At 64.3% G+C, this 21,026-nt stretch carries 34 protein-coding genes and 1 pseudogene; 32 read left to right on the top strand and 3 right to left on the bottom strand.

What is annotated here, in order from left to right:
• From tuf to ACN0X7_RS12275, 32 genes and pseudogenes are all read left to right on the top strand, one after another.
• Positions 1–131, top strand: a pseudogene (tuf, locus tag ACN0X7_RS12430) (elongation factor Tu); the annotation flags it as partial.
• Positions 132–203: 72 nt separating this feature from the next.
• A complete protein-coding gene (rpsJ, locus tag ACN0X7_RS12425) occupies positions 204–512 on the top strand; it encodes a 30S ribosomal protein S10 (protein ID WP_416898287.1) in 309 nt (102 codons plus the stop codon).
• Between the two features lie 17 nt (positions 513–529).
• Complete coding sequence (gene rplC, locus ACN0X7_RS12420; RefSeq protein WP_417517672.1) at positions 530–1,282, top strand: 50S ribosomal protein L3; 753 nt, start codon at positions 530–532, stop codon at positions 1,280–1,282.
• A gap of 2 nt (positions 1,283–1,284) precedes the next feature.
• Positions 1,285–1,905, top strand: a complete 621-nt coding sequence (gene rplD / locus ACN0X7_RS12415) for a 50S ribosomal protein L4 (RefSeq protein ID WP_417517670.1) — start codon at positions 1,285–1,287, stop codon at positions 1,903–1,905.
• Complete coding sequence (locus ACN0X7_RS12410) at positions 1,902–2,195, top strand: 50S ribosomal protein L23 (RefSeq protein WP_417517668.1); 294 nt, start codon at positions 1,902–1,904, stop codon at positions 2,193–2,195. The genes rplD and ACN0X7_RS12410 overlap by 4 nt, the downstream gene beginning before the upstream one ends.
• Positions 2,196–2,200: 5 nt before the next feature.
• The gene (gene rplB / locus ACN0X7_RS12405; RefSeq protein WP_417517666.1) at positions 2,201–3,028 is read left to right on the top strand and encodes a 50S ribosomal protein L2; all 828 of its coding nucleotides are present in this window, start codon (positions 2,201–2,203) and stop codon (positions 3,026–3,028) included.
• A 69-nt stretch (positions 3,029–3,097) separates the two neighbouring features.
• Positions 3,098–3,376 carry a 30S ribosomal protein S19 gene (gene rpsS / locus ACN0X7_RS12400; protein WP_417517664.1) on the top strand — a complete coding sequence of 93 codons (279 nt, stop codon included), beginning with the start codon at positions 3,098–3,100 and terminating at the stop codon, positions 3,374–3,376.
• A gap of 3 nt (positions 3,377–3,379) precedes the next feature.
• On the top strand, positions 3,380–3,760 hold the full coding sequence (gene rplV / locus ACN0X7_RS12395; RefSeq protein WP_417517662.1) for a 50S ribosomal protein L22: 381 nt from the start codon (positions 3,380–3,382) through the stop codon (positions 3,758–3,760).
• The gene (gene rpsC / locus ACN0X7_RS12390) at positions 3,760–4,452 is read left to right on the top strand and encodes a 30S ribosomal protein S3 (RefSeq protein ID WP_417517660.1); all 693 of its coding nucleotides are present in this window, start codon (positions 3,760–3,762) and stop codon (positions 4,450–4,452) included. The genes rplV and rpsC overlap by 1 nt, the downstream gene beginning before the upstream one ends.
• 26 nt (positions 4,453–4,478) lie before the next feature.
• Complete coding sequence (gene rplP, locus ACN0X7_RS12385) at positions 4,479–4,898, top strand: 50S ribosomal protein L16 (protein WP_417517658.1); 420 nt, start codon at positions 4,479–4,481, stop codon at positions 4,896–4,898.
• Between the two features lies 1 nt (position 4,899).
• Positions 4,900–5,106, top strand: coding sequence for a 50S ribosomal protein L29 (gene rpmC, locus ACN0X7_RS12380; RefSeq protein WP_417517656.1), 207 nt, complete (start codon positions 4,900–4,902; stop codon positions 5,104–5,106).
• A gap of 4 nt (positions 5,107–5,110) precedes the next feature.
• Positions 5,111–5,347, top strand: a complete 237-nt coding sequence (gene rpsQ, locus ACN0X7_RS12375; protein ID WP_417517654.1) for a 30S ribosomal protein S17 — start codon at positions 5,111–5,113, stop codon at positions 5,345–5,347.
• Positions 5,348–5,392: 45 nt separating this feature from the next.
• A complete protein-coding gene (gene rplN / locus ACN0X7_RS12370) occupies positions 5,393–5,761 on the top strand; it encodes a 50S ribosomal protein L14 (protein ID WP_417517652.1) in 369 nt (122 codons plus the stop codon).
• Positions 5,762–5,763: 2 nt separating this feature from the next.
• Positions 5,764–6,087: a 50S ribosomal protein L24 gene (gene rplX, locus ACN0X7_RS12365; RefSeq protein ID WP_417517650.1), complete on the top strand. Its 324-nt coding sequence runs from the start codon at positions 5,764–5,766 to the stop codon at positions 6,085–6,087.
• Between the two features lie 14 nt (positions 6,088–6,101).
• Complete coding sequence (gene rplE, locus ACN0X7_RS12360) at positions 6,102–6,656, top strand: 50S ribosomal protein L5 (RefSeq protein WP_417517648.1); 555 nt, start codon at positions 6,102–6,104, stop codon at positions 6,654–6,656.
• 4 nt (positions 6,657–6,660) lie between these two features.
• On the top strand, positions 6,661–6,966 hold the full coding sequence (gene rpsN / locus ACN0X7_RS12355) for a 30S ribosomal protein S14 (RefSeq protein WP_417517646.1): 306 nt from the start codon (positions 6,661–6,663) through the stop codon (positions 6,964–6,966).
• 12 nt (positions 6,967–6,978) lie between these two features.
• Entirely contained in the window at positions 6,979–7,377 is a 399-nt protein-coding gene (gene rpsH, locus ACN0X7_RS12350) for a 30S ribosomal protein S8 (RefSeq protein WP_417517644.1), read from the top strand.
• Between the two features lie 2 nt (positions 7,378–7,379).
• Positions 7,380–7,913, top strand: coding sequence for a 50S ribosomal protein L6 (rplF, locus tag ACN0X7_RS12345; protein ID WP_417517642.1), 534 nt, complete (start codon positions 7,380–7,382; stop codon positions 7,911–7,913).
• Positions 7,914–7,925: 12 nt separating this feature from the next.
• Positions 7,926–8,294, top strand: coding sequence for a 50S ribosomal protein L18 (gene rplR, locus ACN0X7_RS12340; RefSeq protein ID WP_417517640.1), 369 nt, complete (start codon positions 7,926–7,928; stop codon positions 8,292–8,294).
• 13 nt (positions 8,295–8,307) lie between these two features.
• Complete coding sequence (gene rpsE, locus ACN0X7_RS12335) at positions 8,308–8,868, top strand: 30S ribosomal protein S5 (protein WP_417517638.1); 561 nt, start codon at positions 8,308–8,310, stop codon at positions 8,866–8,868.
• Positions 8,861–9,055 carry a 50S ribosomal protein L30 gene (gene rpmD, locus ACN0X7_RS12330; protein WP_417517636.1) on the top strand — a complete coding sequence of 65 codons (195 nt, stop codon included), beginning with the start codon at positions 8,861–8,863 and terminating at the stop codon, positions 9,053–9,055. The genes rpsE and rpmD overlap by 8 nt, the downstream gene beginning before the upstream one ends.
• Positions 9,056–9,097: 42 nt before the next feature.
• Positions 9,098–9,646, top strand: coding sequence for a 50S ribosomal protein L15 (rplO, locus tag ACN0X7_RS12325; protein ID WP_417517634.1), 549 nt, complete (start codon positions 9,098–9,100; stop codon positions 9,644–9,646).
• A gap of 109 nt (positions 9,647–9,755) precedes the next feature.
• Positions 9,756–11,111, top strand: a complete 1,356-nt coding sequence (gene secY, locus ACN0X7_RS12320) for a preprotein translocase subunit SecY (protein ID WP_417517631.1) — start codon at positions 9,756–9,758, stop codon at positions 11,109–11,111.
• Positions 11,108–11,683 carry an adenylate kinase gene (locus tag ACN0X7_RS12315; RefSeq protein WP_417517629.1) on the top strand — a complete coding sequence of 192 codons (576 nt, stop codon included), beginning with the start codon at positions 11,108–11,110 and terminating at the stop codon, positions 11,681–11,683. Before secY ends, ACN0X7_RS12315 begins: the two co-directional genes overlap by 4 nt.
• A 115-nt stretch (positions 11,684–11,798) precedes the next feature.
• Positions 11,799–12,167, top strand: a complete 369-nt coding sequence (rpsM, locus tag ACN0X7_RS12310) for a 30S ribosomal protein S13 (protein WP_417517627.1) — start codon at positions 11,799–11,801, stop codon at positions 12,165–12,167.
• A gap of 6 nt (positions 12,168–12,173) precedes the next feature.
• Positions 12,174–12,563 (top strand): 30S ribosomal protein S11, encoded by a 390-nt coding sequence (rpsK, locus tag ACN0X7_RS12305; protein ID WP_417517625.1) that lies wholly within the window; start codon positions 12,174–12,176, stop codon positions 12,561–12,563.
• A 101-nt stretch (positions 12,564–12,664) separates the two neighbouring features.
• Positions 12,665–13,681, top strand: coding sequence for a DNA-directed RNA polymerase subunit alpha (locus ACN0X7_RS12300; RefSeq protein ID WP_417517623.1), 1,017 nt, complete (start codon positions 12,665–12,667; stop codon positions 13,679–13,681).
• 54 nt (positions 13,682–13,735) lie between these two features.
• Positions 13,736–14,164, top strand: coding sequence for a 50S ribosomal protein L17 (gene rplQ, locus ACN0X7_RS12295; RefSeq protein WP_417517621.1), 429 nt, complete (start codon positions 13,736–13,738; stop codon positions 14,162–14,164).
• A 73-nt stretch (positions 14,165–14,237) separates the two neighbouring features.
• Entirely contained in the window at positions 14,238–15,653 is a 1,416-nt protein-coding gene (locus ACN0X7_RS12290) for a Do family serine endopeptidase (protein ID WP_417517619.1), read from the top strand.
• The gene (locus ACN0X7_RS12285; RefSeq protein WP_417517617.1) at positions 15,653–16,966 is read left to right on the top strand and encodes a replication-associated recombination protein A; all 1,314 of its coding nucleotides are present in this window, start codon (positions 15,653–15,655) and stop codon (positions 16,964–16,966) included. Before ACN0X7_RS12290 ends, ACN0X7_RS12285 begins: the two co-directional genes overlap by 1 nt.
• Complete coding sequence (gene crcB, locus ACN0X7_RS12280; protein ID WP_417517615.1) at positions 16,963–17,340, top strand: fluoride efflux transporter CrcB; 378 nt, start codon at positions 16,963–16,965, stop codon at positions 17,338–17,340. Before ACN0X7_RS12285 ends, crcB begins: the two co-directional genes overlap by 4 nt.
• Entirely contained in the window at positions 17,337–18,320 is a 984-nt protein-coding gene (locus tag ACN0X7_RS12275; RefSeq protein WP_417517613.1) for a pseudouridine synthase, read from the top strand. Before crcB ends, ACN0X7_RS12275 begins: the two co-directional genes overlap by 4 nt.
• A 614-nt stretch (positions 18,321–18,934) precedes the next feature.
• On the opposite strand, the gene ACN0X7_RS12270 is transcribed toward ACN0X7_RS12275, so the two are convergent.
• Genes ACN0X7_RS12270 through ACN0X7_RS12260 form a run of 3 tightly spaced genes read right to left on the bottom strand, consistent with a single transcriptional unit; the run spans position 18,935 to position 20,938 of the window.
• Positions 18,935–20,137, bottom strand: a complete 1,203-nt coding sequence (locus ACN0X7_RS12270; protein WP_417517611.1) for an acyl-CoA dehydrogenase — start codon at positions 20,135–20,137, stop codon at positions 18,935–18,937.
• A complete protein-coding gene (locus tag ACN0X7_RS12265) occupies positions 20,134–20,556 on the bottom strand; it encodes a RidA family protein (RefSeq protein ID WP_417517609.1) in 423 nt (140 codons plus the stop codon). The genes ACN0X7_RS12270 and ACN0X7_RS12265 overlap by 4 nt, the downstream gene beginning before the upstream one ends.
• 43 nt (positions 20,557–20,599) lie before the next feature.
• The gene (locus ACN0X7_RS12260; RefSeq protein WP_417517607.1) at positions 20,600–20,938 is read right to left on the bottom strand and encodes a PilZ domain-containing protein; all 339 of its coding nucleotides are present in this window, start codon (positions 20,936–20,938) and stop codon (positions 20,600–20,602) included.
• Positions 20,939–21,026 lie beyond the last annotated feature (88 nt).

Here is a 21,026-nt window from a genome sequence, read left to right as displayed (position 1 = left end):
TGCCGGGTGACAATGTCGCGATGGTGGTTGACCTGATCAACCCGATCGCGATGGACGAGGGCCTGCGCTTCGCCATCCGCGAAGGCGGACGCACCGTCGGCGCCGGCGTCGTCGCCGCAATCATCGAGTAACAGTCGAAACATGATCGCCGCCGGATCCTCCGGCGGCGGTCGTTTCCTTCAAGGTTTAAAGGGAAGGGCGGCATGGACAGTCAAAATATCCGGATCAGGCTCAAGGCCTTCGATCATCGGGTGCTGGACCAGTCGACGAGCGAGATCGTCAACACGGCCAAGCGCACAGGCGCTCAGGTGCGTGGACCCATCCCGCTGCCGACACGCATCGAGAAATACACGGTGTTGCGCTCGCCGCACATCGACAAGAAATCTCGGGAACAGTTCGAGATTCGTACACACAAGCGGCTGCTCGATATCGTCGAGCCGACCCCCCAGACCGTGGACGCGCTGATGAAGCTCGACCTCGCTGCGGGCGTCGACGTCGAAATCAAGCTCTGAGGCGGGAGTAGAGTTCGATGAGAACTGGACTGATCGCACGCAAGCTGGGCATGACCCGCGTCTTCGGAGACGCCGGTGAGCATGTGCCGGTGACGGTGCTGCAGATTGACGGCTGCCAGGTGGTTGCTCACCGCACGGCCGACAGGGATGGCTATACGGCGCTCCAGCTCGGTGCTGGCACCGCCAAGGTCAAGAATGTGAACAAGCCGACGCGGGGTCACTTCGCGAAGGCCGAGGTCGAGCCGAAGATGAAGCTGGCCGAGTTCCGCATCGAGGACGACGGGTTCGTCGATGTCGGTGCCGAACTTCTGCCGTCGCATTTCGTGCCCGGCCAGCGGGTCGACGTTGTCGGCACCTCGATCGGCAAGGGCTTTGCGGGTGCCATGAAGCGGCACAATTTCGCCGGTCTGCGCGCCACGCACGGTGTCTCGATCTCGCATCGCAGCCACGGTTCGACCGGGCAGTGCCAGGATCCGGGCCGTGTGTTCAAGGGCAAGAAGATGGCCGGACACATGGGTGACGAACGGGTGACCGTGCAGAACCTGACCGTCGTCCGCACGGACGACGATCGCGGTCTGGTGCTGGTCGAAGGCGGTGTGCCCGGTGCCAAGGGTGCCTGGATCCTGCTGAAGGATGCCGTCAAGAAGGCGCGCGCCGAGGATGCACCCTATCCCGCAGCGGTTCGCCAGACCGACGCCCCGGTCGAGGAAGCCGCGCCCGAAGAGGCCGCAGCCGAGACGCCCGAAGCGACCGAGACGGAGGAGAATTGACCATGAAGACCAAGGTCATGAACCTCGACAATGCCGAGGCCGGTGATATCGAACTGAGCGACGCGATCTTCGGACTGAAGCCGCGCGCCGATATCCTGCACCGCATGGTGACGTACCAGCTGGCCAAGCGCCGCGCCGGCACGCACAAGGTCAAGGGCCGGGGCGAGATTGCACGCACCGGCGCCAAGCCCTTCAACCAGAAGGGCACGGGCCGCGCCCGTCAGGGTACCTGGAAGGCGCCGAACCACCGTGGTGGTGGCGTCGCACACGGCCCGGTCGTGCGCAGTCATGCCATCGACCTGCCGAAGAAGGTGCGCCGCCTGGCGATGCTGCACGCGCTGTCGTCGAAGGTCGCCGATTCCAAGCTGATCGTGCTGGACGATACCGCGGTCGAGGAAGCCAAGACCGGCAAGCTGGCGAAGCGTCTGAAGGAGATGGGCCTGAACTCGGCCCTGATCGTGGACGGGTCCGAGGTGAACGAGAACTTCGCCCGCGCAGCCCGGAACATTCCGATGATCGACGTGCTGCCGCAGCAGGGCGCAAACGTTTACGACATCCTGCGCCGTGAGCACCTGGTGCTGACGCGCGCGGCCGTAGAAGCGCTGGAGGCGCGCCTCGCATGAGCCTGGAACGTCATTACAACATCATCCTGAGCCCGGTGATCACCGAGAAATCGACCATGCTGTCGGAGTACAACCAGGTCGTCTTCAAGGTGGCCACGGACGCCACCAAGCCGGAGATCAAGGCTGCCGTCGAAACGCTGTTCAAGGTCGAGGTCTCGGCCGTGAACACGATGATGGTGAAGGGCAAGAAGAAGATGTTCCGCGGGCGGCCCGGCCGCCGGCCGGATACCAAGAAGGCCATCGTCACGCTGGGCGAGGGCCACTCCATTGATGTGACCACGGGGCTGTAAAAACCATGGCGCTGAAGAAATACAATCCGACGACACCGTCGCAGCGAAACCTGGTCACGGTCGACCGGTCGCACCTCTACAAGGGCGGCCCGGTCAAATCGCTGACCGAAGGTCTCACGAAAAGCGGTGGCCGCAACAACACCGGTCGCATCACGGCCCGCCGCATCGGCGGTGGCCACAAGCGCAAGTACCGCATGGTCGATTTCAAGCGTCGCAAGTTCGACGTGCCGGCCACGGTCACGCGTCTGGAATACGATCCGAACCGGACCGCGTTCATCGCCCTGATCGAATATGAGGACGGCGAACTGAGCTACATCCTGGCGCCGCAGCGTCTGGCGGTCGGCGACAAGGTGCTGGCGTCCGAACGGTGCGACATCAAGCCGGGCAACGCGATGCCCCTGCGCAACATGCCGGTCGGCACCATCGTCCACAATGTGGAGATGAAGCAGGGCAAGGGCGGGCAGATCGCCCGTTCCGCCGGGACCTACGCGCAGCTGATCGGCAAGGACTCGGGCTACGCCCAGGTGCGCTTGTCGTCGGGCGAGCAGCGCCTGATCCGGGGCGAATGCATGGCGACCGTCGGGGCCGTCAGCAACCCGGACCAGGGCAACATCAAGCTGGGCAAGGCCGGGCGCAAGCGCTGGCTGGGCAAGCGTCCGTCGGTGCGTGGCGTGGCCATGAACCCGGTCGATCACCCGCATGGCGGCGGTGAAGGCCGCACTTCGGGCGGTCGTCATCCGGTGACGCCGTGGGGCAAGCCGACCAAGGGTGCCCGCACGCGGCGCAACAAGACCGGCGACAAGTGGATCATGCGCAGCCGCCACAAGCGGTAACTGTCGCAGGTTTGGAATTGAAGACGCTGGCCCAGGGGCTGGCGGCAACTGGAAGGGAAACATCGAACCGTGTCACGTTCAGTTTGGAAGGGGCCGTTTGTCGACGGCTATCTGCTGAAGAAGGCCGAGACGGCGCGGGAGTCGGGGCGCAAGGACGTGATCAGGATCTGGTCCCGTCGTTCGACCATCCTGCCGCAGTTCGTGGGCCTGACGTTCGGCGTCTATAACGGTCAGAAGCACATTCCCGTGCTGGTGTCGGAAGAAATGGTTGGTCACAAGTTCGGCGAGTTCTCGCCGTCGCGGACCTATTACGGCCATGCAGCCGACAAGAAGGCCAAGAGGAGATAAGCAGTGGGCAAGGAAGCGAGAGAACGCGTCCTCGGCGATAACGAGGCAAAGGCCGTCGCCCGCAACCTGCGTGTCAGCCCTCAGAAGCTGAACCTGGTCGCTCAGACGATCCGCGGCAAGAAGGCGGAAGACGCGCTGGTCAGCCTGACCTTCAACAACCGGCGCATCGCGCAGGACGTGAAGAAGGCCCTGCAGAGCGCGATCGCCAACGCCGAGAACAACCATCAGCTGGATCCCGATCTGCTGGTGGTCAAGGAAGCGTATGTCGGCAAGGGTCTGGTGATGAAGCGCTGGCGCGCCCGTGCGCGCGGCCGGATTGGCCGGATCATGAAACCCTTCAGCCATCTGACGGTTGTCGTCGCTGAAGTCGAGGAGGCCAACTGATGGGCCAGAAGGTAAATCCGATCGGTCTGCGTCTGGGTATCAACCGGACCTGGGACTCGCGCTGGTACGCCGAGGGCGGCAACTATGCGGACATGCTGGAAGAGGATCTGAAGATCCGCGACCACCTGTTCAAGAAGCTGTCCGGTGCCGGTGTCTCGAAGATCATCATCGAACGTCCGGCCAAGAAGGCGCGGATCACCATTCATTCGGCACGTCCGGGTGTGGTGATTGGCAAGAAGGGCCAGGACATCGAGAAGCTGCGCCGCGAGATCGGCACGATGACGGGTTCGGAAGTGTCCGTGAACATCGTCGAGATTCGCAAGCCGGAGATCGATGCCAAGCTGGTGGCCGACAATATCGCACAGCAGCTGGAGCGCCGCGTCGCGTTCCGCCGCGCGATGAAGCGGTCGGTGCAGAATGCGATGCGCCTGGGTGCCCAGGGCATCCGCATCAACTGCGGCGGCCGGCTGGGTGGCGCGGAAATCGCGCGCACGGAATGGTATCGGGAAGGCCGTGTGCCGCTGCACACGCTGCGTGCGGATATCGACTACGGCACGGCGACCGCCAAGACCGCCTACGGCGCGATCGGCATCAAGGTCTGGATCTTCAAGGGCGAGATCATGGCCCACGATCCGATGGCCGTCGACAAGCGCGCGCAGGAGCAGCAAGGCTCCGGCGGCGGTCGTTCCTGATTGAAACGCTAAGTTGAGGCAAGACAATGCTGCAACCGAAACGGACTAAGTTCCGCAAGGCACACAAGGGCCGGATCCACGGCAACGCGAAGGGCGGCACGACGCTGAACTTCGGCGCCTTCGGCATGAAGGCGCAACAGCCGGGGCGTGTCACGGCCCGTCAGATCGAGGCCGCGCGTCGTGCGATCACCCGTCACATGAAGCGTGCGGGCCGCGTGTGGATTCGCATCTTCCCGGATGTCCCGGTCTCGAAGAAGCCGACCGAGGTCCGCATGGGCAAGGGCAAGGGCTCGCCGGAATTCTGGGTGTGCCGCGTGAAGCCGGGCCGGATCATGTTCGAACTGGACGGTGTCTCGCAGGAACTGGCGCAGGAAGCGTTCGAGCGCGCGGCGGCCAAGCTGCCGATCCGCGTGAAGATGGTCAGCCGTTACGGGGGAGATCAGTAAGATGGCCGCCGAGGAATTTCGCGCCAAGTCCGATGACGAACTGCAGGAAAACCTGATCGACCTGAAGAAGGAGCAGTTCAACCTGCGCTTTCAGCGGGCCACCGGCCAGGTCGAGAACACGGCCCATGTCCGCAAGCTGCGCCGCGACATCGCGCGCATCAAGACCGTGATGAACGAACGGGCGAAACAGCCCGCGAAGGGAGCCTGACGATATGCCCAAGCGTATCATGCAGGGCGTCGTTGTAAGCGACGCCAACGACAAGACCGTTGTGGTCCGGGTCGAACGCCGTGTGCGGCATCCGCTGTACAAGAAGTTCATCCGCCGCAGCAAGAAGATCCACGCGCACGATCCCGAGAACAGCTGCAAGGCTGGTCAGATGATCCGTGTGATCGAGTGCCCGCCGGTTTCGAAGCTGAAGCGGTGGGAAGTGGTCAAGGAAGCTGACTGAATTCCGTCCGGAATTCGGTCGTGGTAGCAGGACAGGAGTAGTCCGATGATTCAGATGCAAACCAACCTGGACGTCGCCGACAATTCAGGCGCGCGGCGGGTGCAGTGCATCAAGGTGCTGGGCGGTTCGAAACGCAAGGTGGCCGGTGTGGGCGACGTGATCGTCGTCTCCGTCAAGGAAGCCATCCCGCGTGGCCGCGTGAAGAAGGGCGAAGTGATGCGCGCCGTGATCGTGCGGACAGCCAAGGAAGTCAGCCGGGGCGACGGCACGTCGATCCGGTTCGACCGCAACGCGGCCGTGCTGATCAACAAGCAGAACGAGCCGATCGGCACGCGTATCTTCGGCCCGGTGACGCGCGAACTGCGCGGCAAGGGCTACATGAAGATCATCTCGCTGGCGCCGGAGGTGCTTTGAGCATGGCTGAGAAATTCAGGATCAGGAAAGGCGACAAGGTCGTCGTGCTGACCGGTCGCGACAAGGGCCGCAAGGGCGAGGTGCTGCGCGTGCTTCGCGACGAACGCCGTGTCGTGGTGTCCGGGATCAACATGATCAAGCGCCACCAGCGCCCGGGCGCCGGCAATCCCGGCGGCATCATCGAGCGTGAGGCCGCCATTCATATTTCCAACGTCGCCCACGAGGATCCGAAGGACGGCACGCCCACGCGCGTCGGCTACAAGACCCTCGAGGATGGCCGCAAGGTACGTGTTGCCAAGCGGTCCGGCGAAGTGATCGACGTCTGAGGAGGAGCGGAAAAATGGCTCAGCCAAGACTGAAAGAGCATTACGAGAGCGCGGTTGTTCCGAAGATGAAGGAACACTTCGGCTATGCCAACGTCATGCAGATGCCGAAGCTGGACAAGATTGTCCTGAACATCGGCGTCGGCGACGCGGTCAGCGACTCGAAGAAGATCAACGCGGCCTACGAAGAGCTGATGAAGATCGCGGGTCAGAAGCCGGTGATCACCAAGGCGCGCACGTCCATCGCGACGTTCAAGCTGCGTGAAGGCATGCCGATCGGCGTGAAGGTCACGCTGCGCGGTGCCCGGATGTACGAATTCCTGGATCGCCTGATCACCATCGCGCTGCCGCGCGTCCGTGACTTCCGTGGCGTGAACCCGAAAAGCTTCGACGGCAACGGCAACTATGCCATGGGCCTGAAGGAGCAGATCGTGTTCCCGGAAATCAATTATGACCAGGTCGACGAGATCCGCGGCATGGACATCATCATCTGCACGACGGCAAAGACCGACGACGAGGCACGTGAGCTTCTCGCCGGGTTCAACATGCCGTTCCAGAAGCAGGGAGACTGATCCGATGGCGAAGAAAAGCGCAATCGAGAAGAACAAGAAACGCGAGCGTCTGGTGAAGAAATATGCTGCCAAGCGCGAAGCCCTGAAGGCCATCTCCAAGGACACGTCGCTGTCCCTGGAAGAACGGTTTGCCGCCCGGCTGAAGCTGGCGGAACTGCCGCGCAACAGCGCGCCGTCCCGCGTGCACAACCGCTGCAGCGTCACCGGCCGCCCGCACGCTTACTACCGTAAGCTGGGTGTTTCCCGTATCGCCCTGCGTGAGCTGGGTTCCCAGGGGTTGATCCCCGGCCTCGTCAAGTCGAGCTGGTAAGGAGAAGAGAGCATGTCGTTTTCTGATCCCATCGGGGATATGCTGACCCGCATTCGCAACGGCCAGATGGCCCGGAAATCCGCGATCCGCACCCCGGCATCGAAGTTCCGTGCCTCGGTTCTGGAAGTGCTGAAGCGCGAGGGTTATATCCGCGACTATCATGATGACTCCAATGAGCGGGGCCATCCCGAGATCGTGATCGAGCTGAAGTATTACGAGGGAACCCCGGTCATCTCGACCATCAAGCGGGTCTCCAAGCCGGGACGCCGGGTCTATTCCAAGATCGGCGATCTGGGCAAGGTCGCGAACGGTCTCGGCATTTCGGTGCTGTCGACCCCGCGCGGCGTTCTGTCAGATGCGGAAGCCCGCGCCGAGAATGTCGGCGGCGAAGTACTCTGTGAGGTGTTCTGATCATGTCACGTATCGGCAAGAACCCGGTTCCGGTGCCCAGCGGCGTTGACGTCAAGCTGGACGGACGCGATATGACGGCCAAGGGCAAGCTGGGTGAACTCAGCATGCGCTTCGTCGATGATGTCGACGTCGATTTCTCCGATGGCCAGATCACGGTCAAGCCGGCGAACGACAGCAAGGAAGCGCGGATGATGTGGGGCATGCAGCGCACCCTCGCCGACAATCTGGTCAAGGGCGTGTCCGAGGGCTTCACCAAGGATCTGGAGATCACCGGCACGGGCTACCGTGCGCAGGTGCAGGGCAACAAGCTGAACCTTTCGCTGGGCTTCAGCCATGATGTCATCTTCGATATCCCCGAAGGCATCGACATCAAGTGCGAGCGGCCGACGGCGGTCCGCGTGTCCGGCATCGACAAGCAGAAGGTCGGCCAGGTTGCGGCTGAGATTCGTGGCTGGCGTCCGCCGGAGCCCTACAAGGGCAAGGGTGTGCGCTACGCGGACGAGTATGTCGTCCGCAAAGAAGGCAAGAAGAAGTAAGGAACGCTGGTCATGGCCTATTACAAGCGCAAGACAGGCGCCGTTCGGCGGCGCGAACGTGTCCGCTCCAAGCTGCGTCGCGTGGCCGAGGGACGTCCGCGTCTTTCGATCCATCGCAGCGGCAAGCATCTCTACGCCCAGATCATCGACGATTCGGAGGGCCGGACACTGGCTTCTGCCGCGACGGTCGAGAAATCCCTGGCAGAGACGCTGAAGTCCACCATGTCCGTGGCTGCGGCGGAAGCTGTCGGCAAGGCCGTGGCGGAACGCGCGGTCGCCGCGGGCGTGAAGACGGTCGTCTTCGACCGTGGCGCGCTGCAGTATCATGGCCGCGTCAAGGCGCTGGCCGAAGCCGCCCGTGAGGGCGGTCTGGAATTCTAGGGGAGCGGAACCTATGGCACGACGTCCCGATTTCAACGACCGCGATCGCGATAGCGAATTCGTCGATAAGCTGGTCCACATCAACCGTGTTGCCAAGGTGGTCAAGGGTGGCCGCCGGTTCGGCTTCGCCGCGCTGGTCGTCGTCGGCGACCAGAAGGGCCGCGTCGGCTTCGGCAAGGGCAAGGCCCGCGAAGTCCCCGAGGCGATCCGCAAGGCGACCGAGGTGGCCAAGAAGACCATGATCCGGGTGCCGCTGCGCGAAGGCCGGACCCTGCATCACGACATCTCGGGCCGCCACGGCGCGGGCCGGGTGATGCTGCGGGCGGCGCCTGCGGGTACCGGCATCATCGCCGGCGGTCCGATGCGCGCGGTGTTCGAGACCCTGGGTGTGCAGGATGTGGTGACCAAGTCGGTCGGCACCTCCAACCCCTACAACATGATCCGCGCGACGTTCGATGCGCTGGAGCACATGACCTCGCCGAAGCGTGTCGCCGCGAAGCGCGGACGCAAGGTGGGCGATATCGTCGGCCGCCGCGATGATGCGGCTGCGGTGCAGGAGGCGGCAGATGGCTAAAAAGAAACAGCTCAAGGTGACGCAGATCGGCAGCCCGATCGGCCGTCCGAAGGATCAGCGCGCGACCCTCGTCGGGCTCGGTCTGAACAAGATGCACCGCTCGCGGGTCCTGGAAGACACACCGTCTGTCCGGGGCATGTGCGCGAAGATCCATCACCTGGTGAAGGTGGAGGAAGTCAGCGCCTGATAGGGGCTGCTGACGGAATACAGTACAGGAAGGACGATCAGCATGCAGCTGAACGAACTCAGAGACAATCCCGGCGCACGCCGCCCGAAAAAGCGGGTCGGTCGCGGTCCCGGTTCCGGAACCGGCAAGACGTCTGCCAAGGGCATGAAGGGCCAGAAGAGCCGTTCGGGCGTCGCCATCAAGGGTTTTGAAGGCGGCCAGATGCCGATCCACATGCGTCTGCCGAAGCGGGGCTTCAACAACATCTTCCGCAAGGATTATGTGGCGGTGAACACCGGCCGCATCCAGGAAGCCATCGATGCGGGCAAGCTCGATGCGGGTGCGAAGATCGACGGTCAGGCCCTGGTGGCTGCCGGCGTGATCCGGCGGGTGCGCGACGGCGTGCGTCTGTTGGCCAAGGGCGAGCTGACTGCCAAGGCCGAATTCGAACTTGCCGGTGCTTCGGCGAAGGCCGTCGAAATGGTTGAAGGTGCCGGTGGCTCCATTGCCCAGACCGACAAGCCGACCGAGGAACAGGCCGCGGCCAAGGCCAGGAAGGCCGAGACGCGCCGGACCAAGGTCATCGGCAAGGGCCACAAAAAGAAGAAGTGATCGATGAGCGGGTGGCGGGACACTGTTCCGCGATCCAGATGAGTGCGATGAGGGATAGCAGATGGCGGTGCCCGCGGGGTGCCGCTCCCTCGTCTTTTGAGGTGATGTAATGGCGTCAGCCGCCGAACAGCTAGCCGCGAACGTGAACTGGAGCGCCTTTGCCAAGGCGACCGAGTTGCAGAAACGCCTGTGGTTCACCCTGGGCGCGCTGGTGATCTATCGGCTGGGCACCTACATCCCGGTCCCCGGCGTCGATCCGGCCATCATGGGCGATATCTTCGAGCAGAATTCCAGCGGCGTGCTGGGGCTGTTCAACGTCTTCGCCGGCGGCGCGCTGGAGCGGATGACGATCTTCGCACTGAACGTGATGCCCTATATCTCCGCTTCCATCATCATGCAGCTGATGACCACGGTCTCGCCGACCCTGGAACAGTGGAAGAAGGAAGGCGAGCAGGGCCGCAAGAAGATCAACCAGTACACCCGCTACGGCACGGTGATCCTGGCCGCGGTGCAGGCCTACGGCATCGCCGTGGGTCTGGAAAGCCTGCAGGGCAGTACGGGTACGGCCGTGTCCGATCCTGGTGCCTTTTTCCGGTTTACCACCGTGATTACCCTGACGGGCGGCACGATGTTCCTGATGTGGCTGGGTGAGCAGATCACCGCGCGCGGCGTCGGTAACGGCATTTCGCTGATCATCTTCGCCGGCATCGTGGCCGAGCTGCCAAGCGCGCTCGCCGGGACGCTGGAACTGGGCCGCCTCGGCACCCTGTCCACCGCGATCATCCTGTTCCTGATGATCATGGTCGTTGCCGTCATCGCCTTCATCGTGTTCGTCGAGCGGGCCCAGCGCCGGGTGCTGGTCCAGTATCCGAAGCGGCAGATGGGCCAGCGCATGATCGGCGGCGAGACCTCGCACCTGCCGATCAAGGTCAACACGGCCGGCGTGATCCCCGCGATCTTCGCCTCGTCGCTGCTGCTGATGCCGGTCACGGTCGCGCAGTTCAGCCAGGCCTCGGGTCCGGAATGGCTGCAGAGCGTCGTGGCGCTGCTCGGCCCGGGACAGCCGCTCTATCTGGCGCTCTATATCGGCGGCGTGGTCTTCTTCTGCTTCTTCTACACCACCGTTGTCTTCAATCCGCAGGACACGGCCGAGAACCTTAAGAAGAACGGCGGCTTCATTCCCGGCATCCGTCCGGGCCAGCGCACGGCTGAATATCTCGATTACGTGCTGACCCGCCTGACGGTCATCGGCGCGGCCTATCTCGCCGCCGTCTGCCTGCTGCCGGAACTGATCCGCGGCCAGTGGAACGTACCCTTCTACTTCGGCGGCACCTCGCTGCTGATCGTCGTTTCGGTCACCATGGATACGGTCGGCCAGATCCAGTCCCACTTGCTGGCGCACCAGTACGAAGGGCTGATCAAGAAATCGAAGCTGCGCGGCAACAGGGGGGGGATGCGGCGTTGAACCTGATACTTTTCGGACCGCCTGGTGCCGGCAAGGGCACGCAGGCCCAGTTCATCATGGACCGCTACAATGTGGTCCAGCTCTCGACCGGTGACATGCTGCGTGCGGCTGTCGCTGCGGGCACCGAACTCGGCCGGAAGGCGAAGTCGGTCATGGACGCGGGCGAACTGGTTGCCGACGACCTGATCATCGGCATCATCGGCGACCGCATCGGCGAAGCCGACTGCGCCAACGGCTTCATCCTGGACGGGTTCCCGCGCACGCTGGCGCAGGCCGAGGGGCTGGATGTCCTGCTGGCGGAGAAGGGGCTGACCCTGGACGCCGTGGTCGAGATCCGCGTTCCGGACGAGGCGCTTTTCGCCCGCATCGAGAAGCGCGCCGCCGAGACCGGCGGCACGCGTGCCGACGACAACGCCGAGACTTTGAAGAACCGTCTGGCCGTCTATCACGAACAGACGGCACCGGTTCTGGGCTACTACGAGAAGAAGGGTCTGGTCGACACGGTCGATGGTCTGCAAGGGATCGAGGACGTGACGGCCGACATTACAAGGGTTCTGGACGGGAAGAGGTAATCAGGGGCGGTTGACGGCATCGCGCGCATTCGTATAATCGCGCGCCTTCATCGATCAACGGGTCCTGTGGCGGTTTTGGCCGACCTCTGACTGCTGCGTTTTTAAGGAGAACAGCGTGGCGCGTATTGCTGGTGTGAACATCCCGAGCGGGAAGCGAGTGGAAATAGGCCTGACCTATATCCACGGTATTGGCTCGACCAAATCGAAAGAGATCTGCGAGAAGATCGGGATTCCGCGGGAGCGCCGTGTCAACGACCTGACCGACGCCGAAGTGATCCAGATCCGCGAGACGATCGAAAGCGACTACCTGGTGGAGGGCGACCTGCGCCGTGAAGTCGCCATGAACATCAAGCGTCTGATGGACCTGAAATGCTACCGGGGCCTCCGTCACCGCCGTAACCTGCCGGTCCGCGGTCAGCGCACCCACACCAACGCCCGCACCCGGAAGGGTCCGGCGAAGGCGATTGCCGGCAAGAAGAAGTAGGAACAGATGGCCAAGAAAGAAACACGCGTCCGCCGTCGCGAACGCAAGAACATCACGAACGGCGTCGCCCACGTACAGGCGTCGTTCAACAATACGCTGATCGCCATCACCGATGTGCAGGGCAACGCGATTTCCTGGTCGTCGGCCGGGATGATGGGCTTCAAGGGCTCACGCAAATCGACGCCCTATGCCGCGCAGATGGCGGCCGAGGACGCCGGCAAGAAGGCGCAGGAACACGGCGTGCGCACGCTGGAAGTGCGTGTGAAGGGTCCGGGGTCGGGACGTGAATCTGCCCTGCGCGCGCTTCAGGCGACCGGGTTCGAGGTCACCTCGATCCGTGACGTGACGCCGATCGCGCACAACGGCTGCCGTCCGCGCAAGCGCCGTCGCGTCTGATCATTCTTTCGGCACGGTTCACCGTTGCCGGTCCGTTTTTTGGGCGGCGCGCAGGCCTTGGTTCTGCCGCTGCCGCCCGGTTTTGACATGAGGTTTGCCAAGTGATCCAGCGTAACTGGAAGGAACTGATCAAGCCGAACAAGCTCGAGTTCCAGGGCGGAGACGACCTGTCGCGCCGCGCGACCGTGGTTGCCGAACCGCTCGAACGGGGCTTCGGCCTGACGCTCGGCAACGCGCTGCGCCGTGTGCTGCTGTCCAGCCTGCAGGGTGCCGCCGTGACGGCCATCCACATGGACAACGTGCTGCACGAGTTCTCGTCGATCGAAGGTGTCCGTGAAGACGTCACCGACATCGTGCTGAACGTGAAGCAGCTTGCCCTGAACATGCACGGCGACGGCCCGAAGCGCATTTCGCTGCGCGCCGACGGCCCGGGTCCGGTGACGGCGGGGCAGATCGATGCCGGCCACGATATCGATGTGCTGAATCCGGAACTGGTGCTGATGCATCTGGATGACGGCGCGTCGATCAGCATGGAAATGACGGTCGATATGGGCGCGGGCTTCGTTGCGGCGTCGGACAACCGTCCGGAAGACGCGCCGATCGGCCTGATCCCGGTCGATTCGCTGTTCTCGCCGATCAAGAAGGTCGCCTACCGGGTGGAGAACACCCGCGAGGGCCAGGTGCTGGACTATGACAAGCTGTCGATGGACATCGTCACCAACGGCGCGCTGAGCCCCGAAGACGCCGTGGCGTTCGCCGCGCGCATTCTGCAGGATCAGCTTCAGCTGTTCATCAACTTCGAGGAGCCGCAGCGCGAGGTCGTCGAGGAAACCAGCAGCGAGCCGGAGATCAACCGCAACCTGCTGCGCAAGGTCGACGAACTGGAACTGTCGGTCCGTTCGGCCAACTGCCTGAAGAACGACAACATCGTCTACATCGGCGACCTGATCCAGAAGACCGAGGCGGAGATGCTCCGGACCCCGAACTTCGGACGCAAGTCGCTGAACGAGATCAAGGAAGTGCTGTCCCAGATGGGCCTGCGTCTCGGCATGGAAGTGCCGGGCTGGCCGCCGGACAATATCGACGATCTGGCCAAGAAGCTGGAAGACAATTTCTAGGATCTGACGATCCGAAGGCCGGTCACGGCCCCCGAACAAGAAGGTAACGTCACCATGCGTCATCGCAAAAAAGGACGGAAGTTCAGCCGCACTGCCTCGCACCGCAAGGCAATGTTCGCCAATATGGCCAATGCGCTGATCAAGCATGAGCAGATCACCACGACCCTGCCCAAGGCCAAGGATCTGCGCCCTGTGGTCGAGAAGCTGGTCACGCTGGCGAAGCGTGGCGGGCTGCACGCCCGTCGGCAGGCCTATGCCCAGCTGCCCGAGGAAGCCATGGTGCGGAAGCTGTTCGATGTGCTGGCCGAGCGCTACGCTGACAGGCCCGGCGGCTATACCCGTATCGTCAAGGCGGGTTTCCGCTATGGCGACGCGGCGCCGATGGCCATCATCGAATTCATCGACCGTGACGAGGATGCCAAGGGCACCGATTCCGGCCCGGTACCGGGTGAAGATGACGATGACCTGGAAGACGCGGCCTGACCACGGCGTCCAGACACGCTAGATTCTGGGGCGGGCCGGCGACGGCTCGCCCTTTTTCGTTCCGGAGAGTCTCATGGCAATGATCCTGCCGCGTTTTCTGCTCACGCTGCTCCTGATGGCGGGCACGGTGCCCGCGCTGGCCCAGTCCGACCGCCGGGTGCCATCGTCGGCCGCCGAGATCTCGCTGTCCTTCGCGGCGGTGGTCGAGCGTACCGCGCCGGCTGTCGTGAACATCTATGCCAAGCGCATGGTGCGCGCACGGGCCAACCCCCTGCTGGATGATCCGTTCTTTCAGCGCTTCTTCGGCGACGTGCTGGGGGGACGCAACCGTCAGCGCGAGGTGCCGTCGCTGGGATCGGGGGTGATCGTGGACGGGGCCGGCCTGATCGTCACCAACGCGCACGTAATCGCCGATGCGGATGACATCACTGTGGTCCTGAACGACCGGCGCGAGTTCGATGCGCGTGTTGAGCTGACCGACGAGGACACGGATCTGGCGGTGCTTCGCATCGATACCGCCGGCGCGCGATTGCCCGCGCTGGCGTTCGGGGATGCCGACCGGCTGCGGGTCGGGGACCTGGTGCTTGCCATCGGCAACCCGTTCGGGGTCGGCCAGACCGTGACCAGCGGCATTGTCTCCGGGCTGGCACGCAGCCGCGTGACCCCCCAGGGCGGTCCGCAGAGCTTCATCCAGACCGATGCCGCCATCAATCCGGGCAATTCCGGCGGCGCGCTCGTCACCCTCGACGGGCGCCTCGCCGGGATCAACACCGCCATCTTCACCCGCTCCGGCGGCAGCCACGGTGTGGGTTTCGCGATCCCGTCGAACCTGGTTCAGGCCGTCGTGCAGGGCGCGCGCAGCGGCAAGGGCATCGTGCGGGCCTGGATCGGGATGACAGGGCAGGACCTGACGGCGGACATCGCGGACGGGCTGGGCCTCGCGAAACCCGGCGGGGTGCTGGTCTCGGAGATCTATCCGGGTGGTCCGGCGGAACGGGCCGGCATCCGGGTCAGCGACGTGATCGTCAGTTTCGATGGCCGCCCGGTCCGCTCGCCCGCCGAATTCCAGTTCCGCCTCGCGACCCGCAATGTCGGCGAAAGCGTCGCGCTGGGTCTCCTGCGCCGCAACAAGCCGGTTTCGGTCACGCTGCCGCTGGAAGCCGCGCCCGAGGTACCGCCGCGCAATGTCACGGAACTGAAGGGGCTCCATCCCTTGCAGGGCACGCGCGTTGCCAACATCTCTCCGGCCCTGATCGAGGAACTCGGCATTCGCGGTGCGGATCGGGGTGTCGTGCTGCTGGGCGTCGCGCGCGGCTCGCAGGCGCAGAGGTTCGGTGCCCGGCCCGGCGACATCATCGTTGACGTGAACGGACAGAAGGTATCGCGCGTGCGCGATGTGGAGCCCGCCCTGCTGGGCGTCAGCGAATCCTGGGAGATCACCATGCGGCGCGGACAGAGCCTGTACCAGATCAAGGCGCGCCGGGGCTGATGGCACCCAGTCTCTTCGAGCAGGCCGGTCTGGAGAACGAGGCATCGCGTCCACTGGCGGACCGACTGCGGCCTTCGACGCTGGCTGAGGTGGTGGGCCAGACGCATCTCACCGGTCCCGATGCACCGATCGGGCGGATGGCGGCGCAGGGCCGGCCCGGGTCAATCATCCTCTGGGGACCGCCGGGCACGGGCAAGACGACCATCGCCCGCCTGATGGCCGAGAGCATCGATCTGGAGTTCGTGCAGCTCTCCGCGGTCTTTTCCGGCGTGGCCGACCTGCGCAAGGCATTCGAGGCGGCACGCACGCGGCGGCGCGACGGTCAGGGTACGCTGCTGTTTGTCGACGAGATCCACCGCTTCAACCGGGCCCAGCAGGATGGTTTCCTGCCCGTGGTCGAGGATGGCACCATCGTCCTGATCGGGGCGACGACGGAGAATCCCTCGTTCGAACTGAACCCGGCGCTGCTGTCGCGCTGCCAGGTGCTGGTGCTGCGCCGGCACGACGACGACTCGCTGGAGGAACTGCTGGCACGTGCCGAGAAGATCGAGGGCACGCCCCTGCCGGTCACGGCGGAAGGCCGCCAGGCCCTGAAAGCGATGGCCGACGGCGACGGGCGCTACATGCTGAACCTGGCCGAGGAACTGTACCGCGTCGCACCGCACCAGCCGCTGGACCCCGCCGGGCTCGCGGAAGTGCTGCAACGTCGCGCGCCCCTCTACGACAAGGCGCAGGAAAGCCACTACAATCTGATCAGCGCCCTGCACAAGTCGCTGCGGGGCTCCGACGCGGATGCGGCCCTGTACTGGATGGCGCGGATGCTGGCGGGTGGCGAAGATCCCCTGTACATCGCCCGCCGGTTGGTGCGCTTCGCGTCCGAGGATATCGGTCTCGCGGATCCCGAGGCGCTGCGGCAGGCGCTGGCTGCCAAGGAAGCCTACGATTTCCTGGGCAGTCCGGAAGGCGAACTGGCGCTCGCGCAAGCCGCGCTGTATCTCGCCACCGCGCCGAAGTCGAACGCGGCCTACACCGCCTTCAAGGCGGCGAACCGGTCCGCGAAGGAAACGGGATCACTGAACCCGCCCCTGCACATTCTCAACGCGCCGACCGGCATGATGAAGGATCTGGGCTATGGCAAGGGCTACGCCTACGACCATGATGCCGAAGACGGGTTTTCTGGGCAGAACTACTTTCCCGATGACATGCCGAGGCAGCGCTTCTATCAACCGGTCGAGCGCGGCTTCGAGCGGGACATCGCCAGGCGGCTGGCCTACTGGGACAAACTGAGGGCGAAGCGGATGGACGACGCATGAATGCGATACTGGCAGTTGCGGCAGGCGGCGCGCTCGGCGCCGTCGGACGGTTTGGCGTTCAGATCGTGATGATCCGCGCTTTCGGTGCAGGATTTCCGCTTGGAACGCTTGTCGTGAACGTGATTGGCAGCCTGATGATGGGTTTTCTGGCACACTGGTTCCTGTCGCGGGGCGTCTCGCCGGAGCTGCGCAATTTCGTGCTGATCGGCTGTCTGGGTGCGCTGACGACCTTCTCCACCTTCTCGCTGGATGCGGTGACGCTTTACCAGCGCGGTGAGATCGGCGCGGCGGCGCTGTATGTGATCCTCTCGGTGGTTCTTTCCATCGGTGCGCTGTTCGCCGGTCTCGCCCTGTCGCGGATGATGTTCGCATGAGCGGCGTCAGCAAGCAGACCGTCAGCGCGGACGAGGATGGCATGCGCCTCGACCGCTGGTTCCGCAGCCGGTATCCGGACCTGACACAGGGCCGCCTGCAGAAGATGCTGCGCAAGGGCGACGTCCGTCTGGACGGCGGGCGCGTGAAGGCCGACCAGCGGATCGCGGCGGGCCAGATCGTGCGGGTGCCCCCGATGCCGGAACCGGGCAGCGCTGCGGCGCGTCCGAAGCCAAACCGCATATCGGATGCGGATCGTCAGCTGATCGAGGATCTGGTGATCTTCCGCGATCCCGAGGTGCTGGTGCTGAACAAGGTGCCGGGGCTGGCCGTGCAGGGCGGGACGAAGGTGGTCCGTCATGTGGACGGGCTGCTGCCCGCGCTGACCTTCGGGCTGGATGAACCGCCGCGGCTGGTGCACCGGCTGGACAAGGACACATCCGGCGTTCTGGTGCTGGGCCGGACGCGGCAGGCGGCGCAGTGGCTGACCCGCGCGTTCCGCGAACGCAACACCGAAAAGACCTACTGGGCGCTGGTCGCGGGCGTGCCCCGGCCGCACCAGGGCACCATCAATCTGCGCCTGTCGAAGGAAGAGGGCCTGTTCGGCGACCGGATCGAACCCGTCGACGAAGGCGGCCAGCGTGCCGTCAGCCACTACAGCGTGATTTCGAACGCGGGCCAGCGGGCGGCCTGGCTGGCCATGCGCCCGGTCACCGGACGAACGCACCAGTTGCGTGTGCACGCGGCGGCGATCGGCTGCCCGATCATCGGCGACATGAAATACGGCGACGAGAAGGCCCATGAAGGCGGCTTCGAAAAAGGCCTGTTCCTGCACGCGCGCCGGATCGTTCTGCGACGGCCCGACGGCCGGTCGCTGGACGTGACCGCCGATCCGCCCCGGTCGTTCCTGGAGGGGATGGAACAGCTCGGCTTCGATCCCAACGATCCCGACGCCGAGGTGGACTGGTCCGAGGCCGGTTAGCGCCGCCCGCTGTTCGACTGGACCGCCGGTTTCCGGACCGTCATCCCTCGCTTGTCCGGGGGCAGAGGATCTTCATCCCCGTGCAAACGACTGTCACCCCCGGCTTGTCCGGGGGCGGGTGCGTGAGTTGTTCCGAAGGTGCAGGATGTCCGCCCCGGCCCCCGCATTCCGCTGCGCTCCAGCGGGGGTGACAGTTTGTGCGGGCGGAGAAGCCGGGGCAGAGAACCTTCATCCCCGTGCAAACGACTGTCACCCTCGGCTTGTCCGGGGGCGGGTGCGTGAATTGCTCCGAAGGTGCGGGATGTTCGCCCCGGCCCCCGCATTCCACTGCGCTCCAGCGGGGGTGACAGTTTGTGCGGGTGGAGAAGCCGGGGCAGAGGATTCTCATCCCCGTGCAAAGGACAGTCACCCCCGGCTTGTTCGGGGGGCGGATGCGTGAGTTGCTCCGAAAGTGCAGGATGTCCGCCCCGGCCCCCGCATTCCGCTGCGCTTCAGCGGGGGTGACAGTTTGTGCGGGTGGAGAAGCCGGGGCAGAGGATTTTCATCCCTCGCAGAAGACTGTCACCCCCGGCCTGTCCGGGGGCGGGTCGGTCATGGCGTGCTTCCGCAGGTCTCTAGAAGAACGCCTGTATGCCGGTGATGGCGCGGCCCAGGATCAGGCCGTGCACGTCGTGCGTGCCTTCGTAGGTGTTCACGGTTTCCAGGTTAATCATGTGGCGCATCACGTGATATTCCTCGTGGATGCCGTTGCCGCCGTGCATGTCGCGGGCGACCCGGGCGATCTCCAGCGCCTTGCCGCAGGAATTGCGCTTGATGATGGAGATGGTCTCCGGCGGGCAGATCCCGGCATCCTTCATGCGGCCCGCAGCCAGACAGGCCTGCAGCCCGATGGAAATCTCCGTCTGCATGTTGGCAAGCTTGAGCTGCACCAGCTGGTTCGCGGCCAGCGGCCGGTCGAACTGCTTGCGGTCCAGCGTGTATTCGCGCGCGGCGTGCCAGCAGAACTCCGCCGCACCCAGCGCACCCCAGGCGATGCCGTAGCGGGCGTTGTTGAGGCAGGAGAACGGGCCCTTGAGGCCGACCACGTTGGGCAGCAGGTGATCTTCCGAGACCTCGACATTGTCCATGACGATCTCGCCCGTGGTGGAGGCGCGCAGCGACAGCTTGCCCTCGATCTTCGGCGCGGAGAGGCCCTTCATGCCCTTCTCCAGCACGAAGCCGCGGATCTTGCCGTCATCGGTCTTCGCCCAGACCACGAAGACATCGGCGAAGGGCGCGTTGGAAATCCACATCTTCGACCCGCTGAGGCTGTAGCCGCCGTCGATGGTCTTGGCGCGGGTCTTCATGCCGCCCGGATCGGAGCCGTGATCCGGCTCGGTCAGGCCGAAACAGCCGACCCATTCACCGGTCGCCAGCTTGGGCAGATATTTCTCCCGCTGCGTTTCGGTGCCGAAGGCGTGGATCGGATGCATCACCAGCGAGGACTGCACCGACATCATCGAGCGATAGCCGGAGTCCACCGCCTCGACCTCGCGCGCGATCAGGCCGTAGGTCGTGTAGTTGGTGCCCGCGCAGCCATAGCCGTCGATGGTGGAACCCAGCAGACCCAGTTCGCCCATCTCGTTGAAGATGTTGCGGTCGGTCTTTTCCTCGCGATAGGCTTCGATCACGCGGGGCAGCAGTTTTTCGCGGGCGTAGGCACGGGCCATGTCGCGGACCATGCGTTCGTCTTCGGAAAGCTGGCTGTCCAGATCGAACGGGTCTTCCCAGTTGAAGCTGGCCTGTATCTGTTTGGAACCTGCGGTGTCCGCGTTCATGGCGTGTCCTCCTGACTCGTTCCGTTGTCCGGCACGACGGCCGTTGTCTCGATTTCGATCTTGGCACGGTCTTCCATCAGCGCGGTGACCTCGACGACCGCCATCGCCGGGAAGCTGCGCCCGAAGACCTCGCGGTAGGCGGCACCGACTTCACGCGCCTGATCCAGATATTCCGCCTTGCTGGTGATGTACCAGGTCTGGCGCACCATGTGTTCGGGCGCGGCACCGGCTTCGTCCAGAACCGCCTTCGTGTTCAGGAAGGTCTGGCGCGCCTGATCGGCGAAAGTGTCGGATTCGAAGTTGCCTTCGGGCGTCCAGCCGATCTGGCCTGCCACGAAAACCATGGTGCCGCGCGCGGCGACACCGTTCGCGTAACCTTTCGGCCGGGGCCACCCGGCAGGCTGTAGAACCTTGCTCATGGTCTGTTTGTAGCGGGTCGCGGAAGGCCCGGCAATTGCGCTCTCAGGTCGCGCGCTGAACCTGTTCGGACAGGGCCAGGGCGACCCGTTCGCCTTCATGGGGGTCCATGAACTGAAGTGCGGTCCCCTGATCGCGGTGGCCGACGACGATCGTCATGACGCCCGAGGCCAGAACCCCGATGTCGATCGCGACCACCGCGCCGATGGCGGGTCCGTCGACGGTCGGCCGGATCAGCAGACCGCCCGTCGAGAAATTGCGTGTCATGTGCGCGGTGCTCGTGCCGCTGAAATGCACCATCACCGGCAGCTTCACCGGAAACCGGGCCGCTGCACGCCGCTCCACATGCCGAAGCACATTCTGCTGAACCAACTGAACTGTCATCTGTCTTCCGTTCCCGCCAAACCCCGACTGTCCTGAGTGCCTTGATACCCCGGGTTGCGTTAACAAACCCCCAAGGTCCCGCAAGACG

Origin of the sequence: Minwuia sp. (assembly GCF_048263705.1) — a bacterium.
GTDB lineage: Bacteria > Pseudomonadota > Alphaproteobacteria > Minwuiales > Minwuiaceae > Minwuia.
The sequence above is the reverse complement of the archived record's forward strand: the minus strand, read 5'-3'. Positions and strand labels throughout refer to the sequence as shown.

What these genes read in the sequence shown, in the direction of transcription:
- rpsJ (WP_416898287.1), top strand. Translation starts at nt 204, where the DNA reads ATGGACAGTCAAAATATCCGGATCAGGCTCAAGGCCTTCGATCATCGG.
- rplC (WP_417517672.1), top strand. Translation starts at nt 530, where the DNA reads ATGAGAACTGGACTGATCGCACGCAAGCTGGGCATGACCCGCGTCTTC.
- rplD (WP_417517670.1), top strand. Translation starts at nt 1,285, where the DNA reads ATGAAGACCAAGGTCATGAACCTCGACAATGCCGAGGCCGGTGATATC.
- ACN0X7_RS12410 (WP_417517668.1), top strand. Translation starts at nt 1,902, where the DNA reads ATGAGCCTGGAACGTCATTACAACATCATCCTGAGCCCGGTGATCACC.
- rplB (WP_417517666.1), top strand. Translation starts at nt 2,201, where the DNA reads ATGGCGCTGAAGAAATACAATCCGACGACACCGTCGCAGCGAAACCTG.
- rpsC (WP_417517660.1), top strand. Translation starts at nt 3,760, where the DNA reads ATGGGCCAGAAGGTAAATCCGATCGGTCTGCGTCTGGGTATCAACCGG.
- rplP (WP_417517658.1), top strand. Translation starts at nt 4,479, where the DNA reads ATGCTGCAACCGAAACGGACTAAGTTCCGCAAGGCACACAAGGGCCGG.
- rpmC (WP_417517656.1), top strand. Translation starts at nt 4,900, where the DNA reads ATGGCCGCCGAGGAATTTCGCGCCAAGTCCGATGACGAACTGCAGGAA.
- rpsQ (WP_417517654.1), top strand. Translation starts at nt 5,111, where the DNA reads ATGCCCAAGCGTATCATGCAGGGCGTCGTTGTAAGCGACGCCAACGAC.
- rplN (WP_417517652.1), top strand. Translation starts at nt 5,393, where the DNA reads ATGATTCAGATGCAAACCAACCTGGACGTCGCCGACAATTCAGGCGCG.
- rplX (WP_417517650.1), top strand. Translation starts at nt 5,764, where the DNA reads ATGGCTGAGAAATTCAGGATCAGGAAAGGCGACAAGGTCGTCGTGCTG.
- rplE (WP_417517648.1), top strand. Translation starts at nt 6,102, where the DNA reads ATGGCTCAGCCAAGACTGAAAGAGCATTACGAGAGCGCGGTTGTTCCG.
- rpsN (WP_417517646.1), top strand. Translation starts at nt 6,661, where the DNA reads ATGGCGAAGAAAAGCGCAATCGAGAAGAACAAGAAACGCGAGCGTCTG.
- rpsH (WP_417517644.1), top strand. Translation starts at nt 6,979, where the DNA reads ATGTCGTTTTCTGATCCCATCGGGGATATGCTGACCCGCATTCGCAAC.
- rplF (WP_417517642.1), top strand. Translation starts at nt 7,380, where the DNA reads ATGTCACGTATCGGCAAGAACCCGGTTCCGGTGCCCAGCGGCGTTGAC.
- rplR (WP_417517640.1), top strand. Translation starts at nt 7,926, where the DNA reads ATGGCCTATTACAAGCGCAAGACAGGCGCCGTTCGGCGGCGCGAACGT.
- rpsE (WP_417517638.1), top strand. Translation starts at nt 8,308, where the DNA reads ATGGCACGACGTCCCGATTTCAACGACCGCGATCGCGATAGCGAATTC.
- rpmD (WP_417517636.1), top strand. Translation starts at nt 8,861, where the DNA reads ATGGCTAAAAAGAAACAGCTCAAGGTGACGCAGATCGGCAGCCCGATC.
- rplO (WP_417517634.1), top strand. Translation starts at nt 9,098, where the DNA reads ATGCAGCTGAACGAACTCAGAGACAATCCCGGCGCACGCCGCCCGAAA.
- secY (WP_417517631.1), top strand. Translation starts at nt 9,756, where the DNA reads ATGGCGTCAGCCGCCGAACAGCTAGCCGCGAACGTGAACTGGAGCGCC.
- rpsK (WP_417517625.1), top strand. Translation starts at nt 12,174, where the DNA reads ATGGCCAAGAAAGAAACACGCGTCCGCCGTCGCGAACGCAAGAACATC.
- rplQ (WP_417517621.1), top strand. Translation starts at nt 13,736, where the DNA reads ATGCGTCATCGCAAAAAAGGACGGAAGTTCAGCCGCACTGCCTCGCAC.
- ACN0X7_RS12290 (WP_417517619.1), top strand. Translation starts at nt 14,238, where the DNA reads ATGGCAATGATCCTGCCGCGTTTTCTGCTCACGCTGCTCCTGATGGCG.
- ACN0X7_RS12285 (WP_417517617.1), top strand. Translation starts at nt 15,653, where the DNA reads ATGGCACCCAGTCTCTTCGAGCAGGCCGGTCTGGAGAACGAGGCATCG.
- crcB (WP_417517615.1), top strand. Translation starts at nt 16,963, where the DNA reads ATGAATGCGATACTGGCAGTTGCGGCAGGCGGCGCGCTCGGCGCCGTC.
- ACN0X7_RS12275 (WP_417517613.1), top strand. Translation starts at nt 17,337, where the DNA reads ATGAGCGGCGTCAGCAAGCAGACCGTCAGCGCGGACGAGGATGGCATG.
- ACN0X7_RS12270 (WP_417517611.1), bottom strand. Translation starts at nt 20,137, where the DNA reads ATGAACGCGGACACCGCAGGTTCCAAACAGATACAGGCCAGCTTCAAC.
- ACN0X7_RS12265 (WP_417517609.1), bottom strand. Translation starts at nt 20,556, where the DNA reads ATGAGCAAGGTTCTACAGCCTGCCGGGTGGCCCCGGCCGAAAGGTTAC.
- ACN0X7_RS12260 (WP_417517607.1), bottom strand. Translation starts at nt 20,938, where the DNA reads ATGACAGTTCAGTTGGTTCAGCAGAATGTGCTTCGGCATGTGGAGCGG.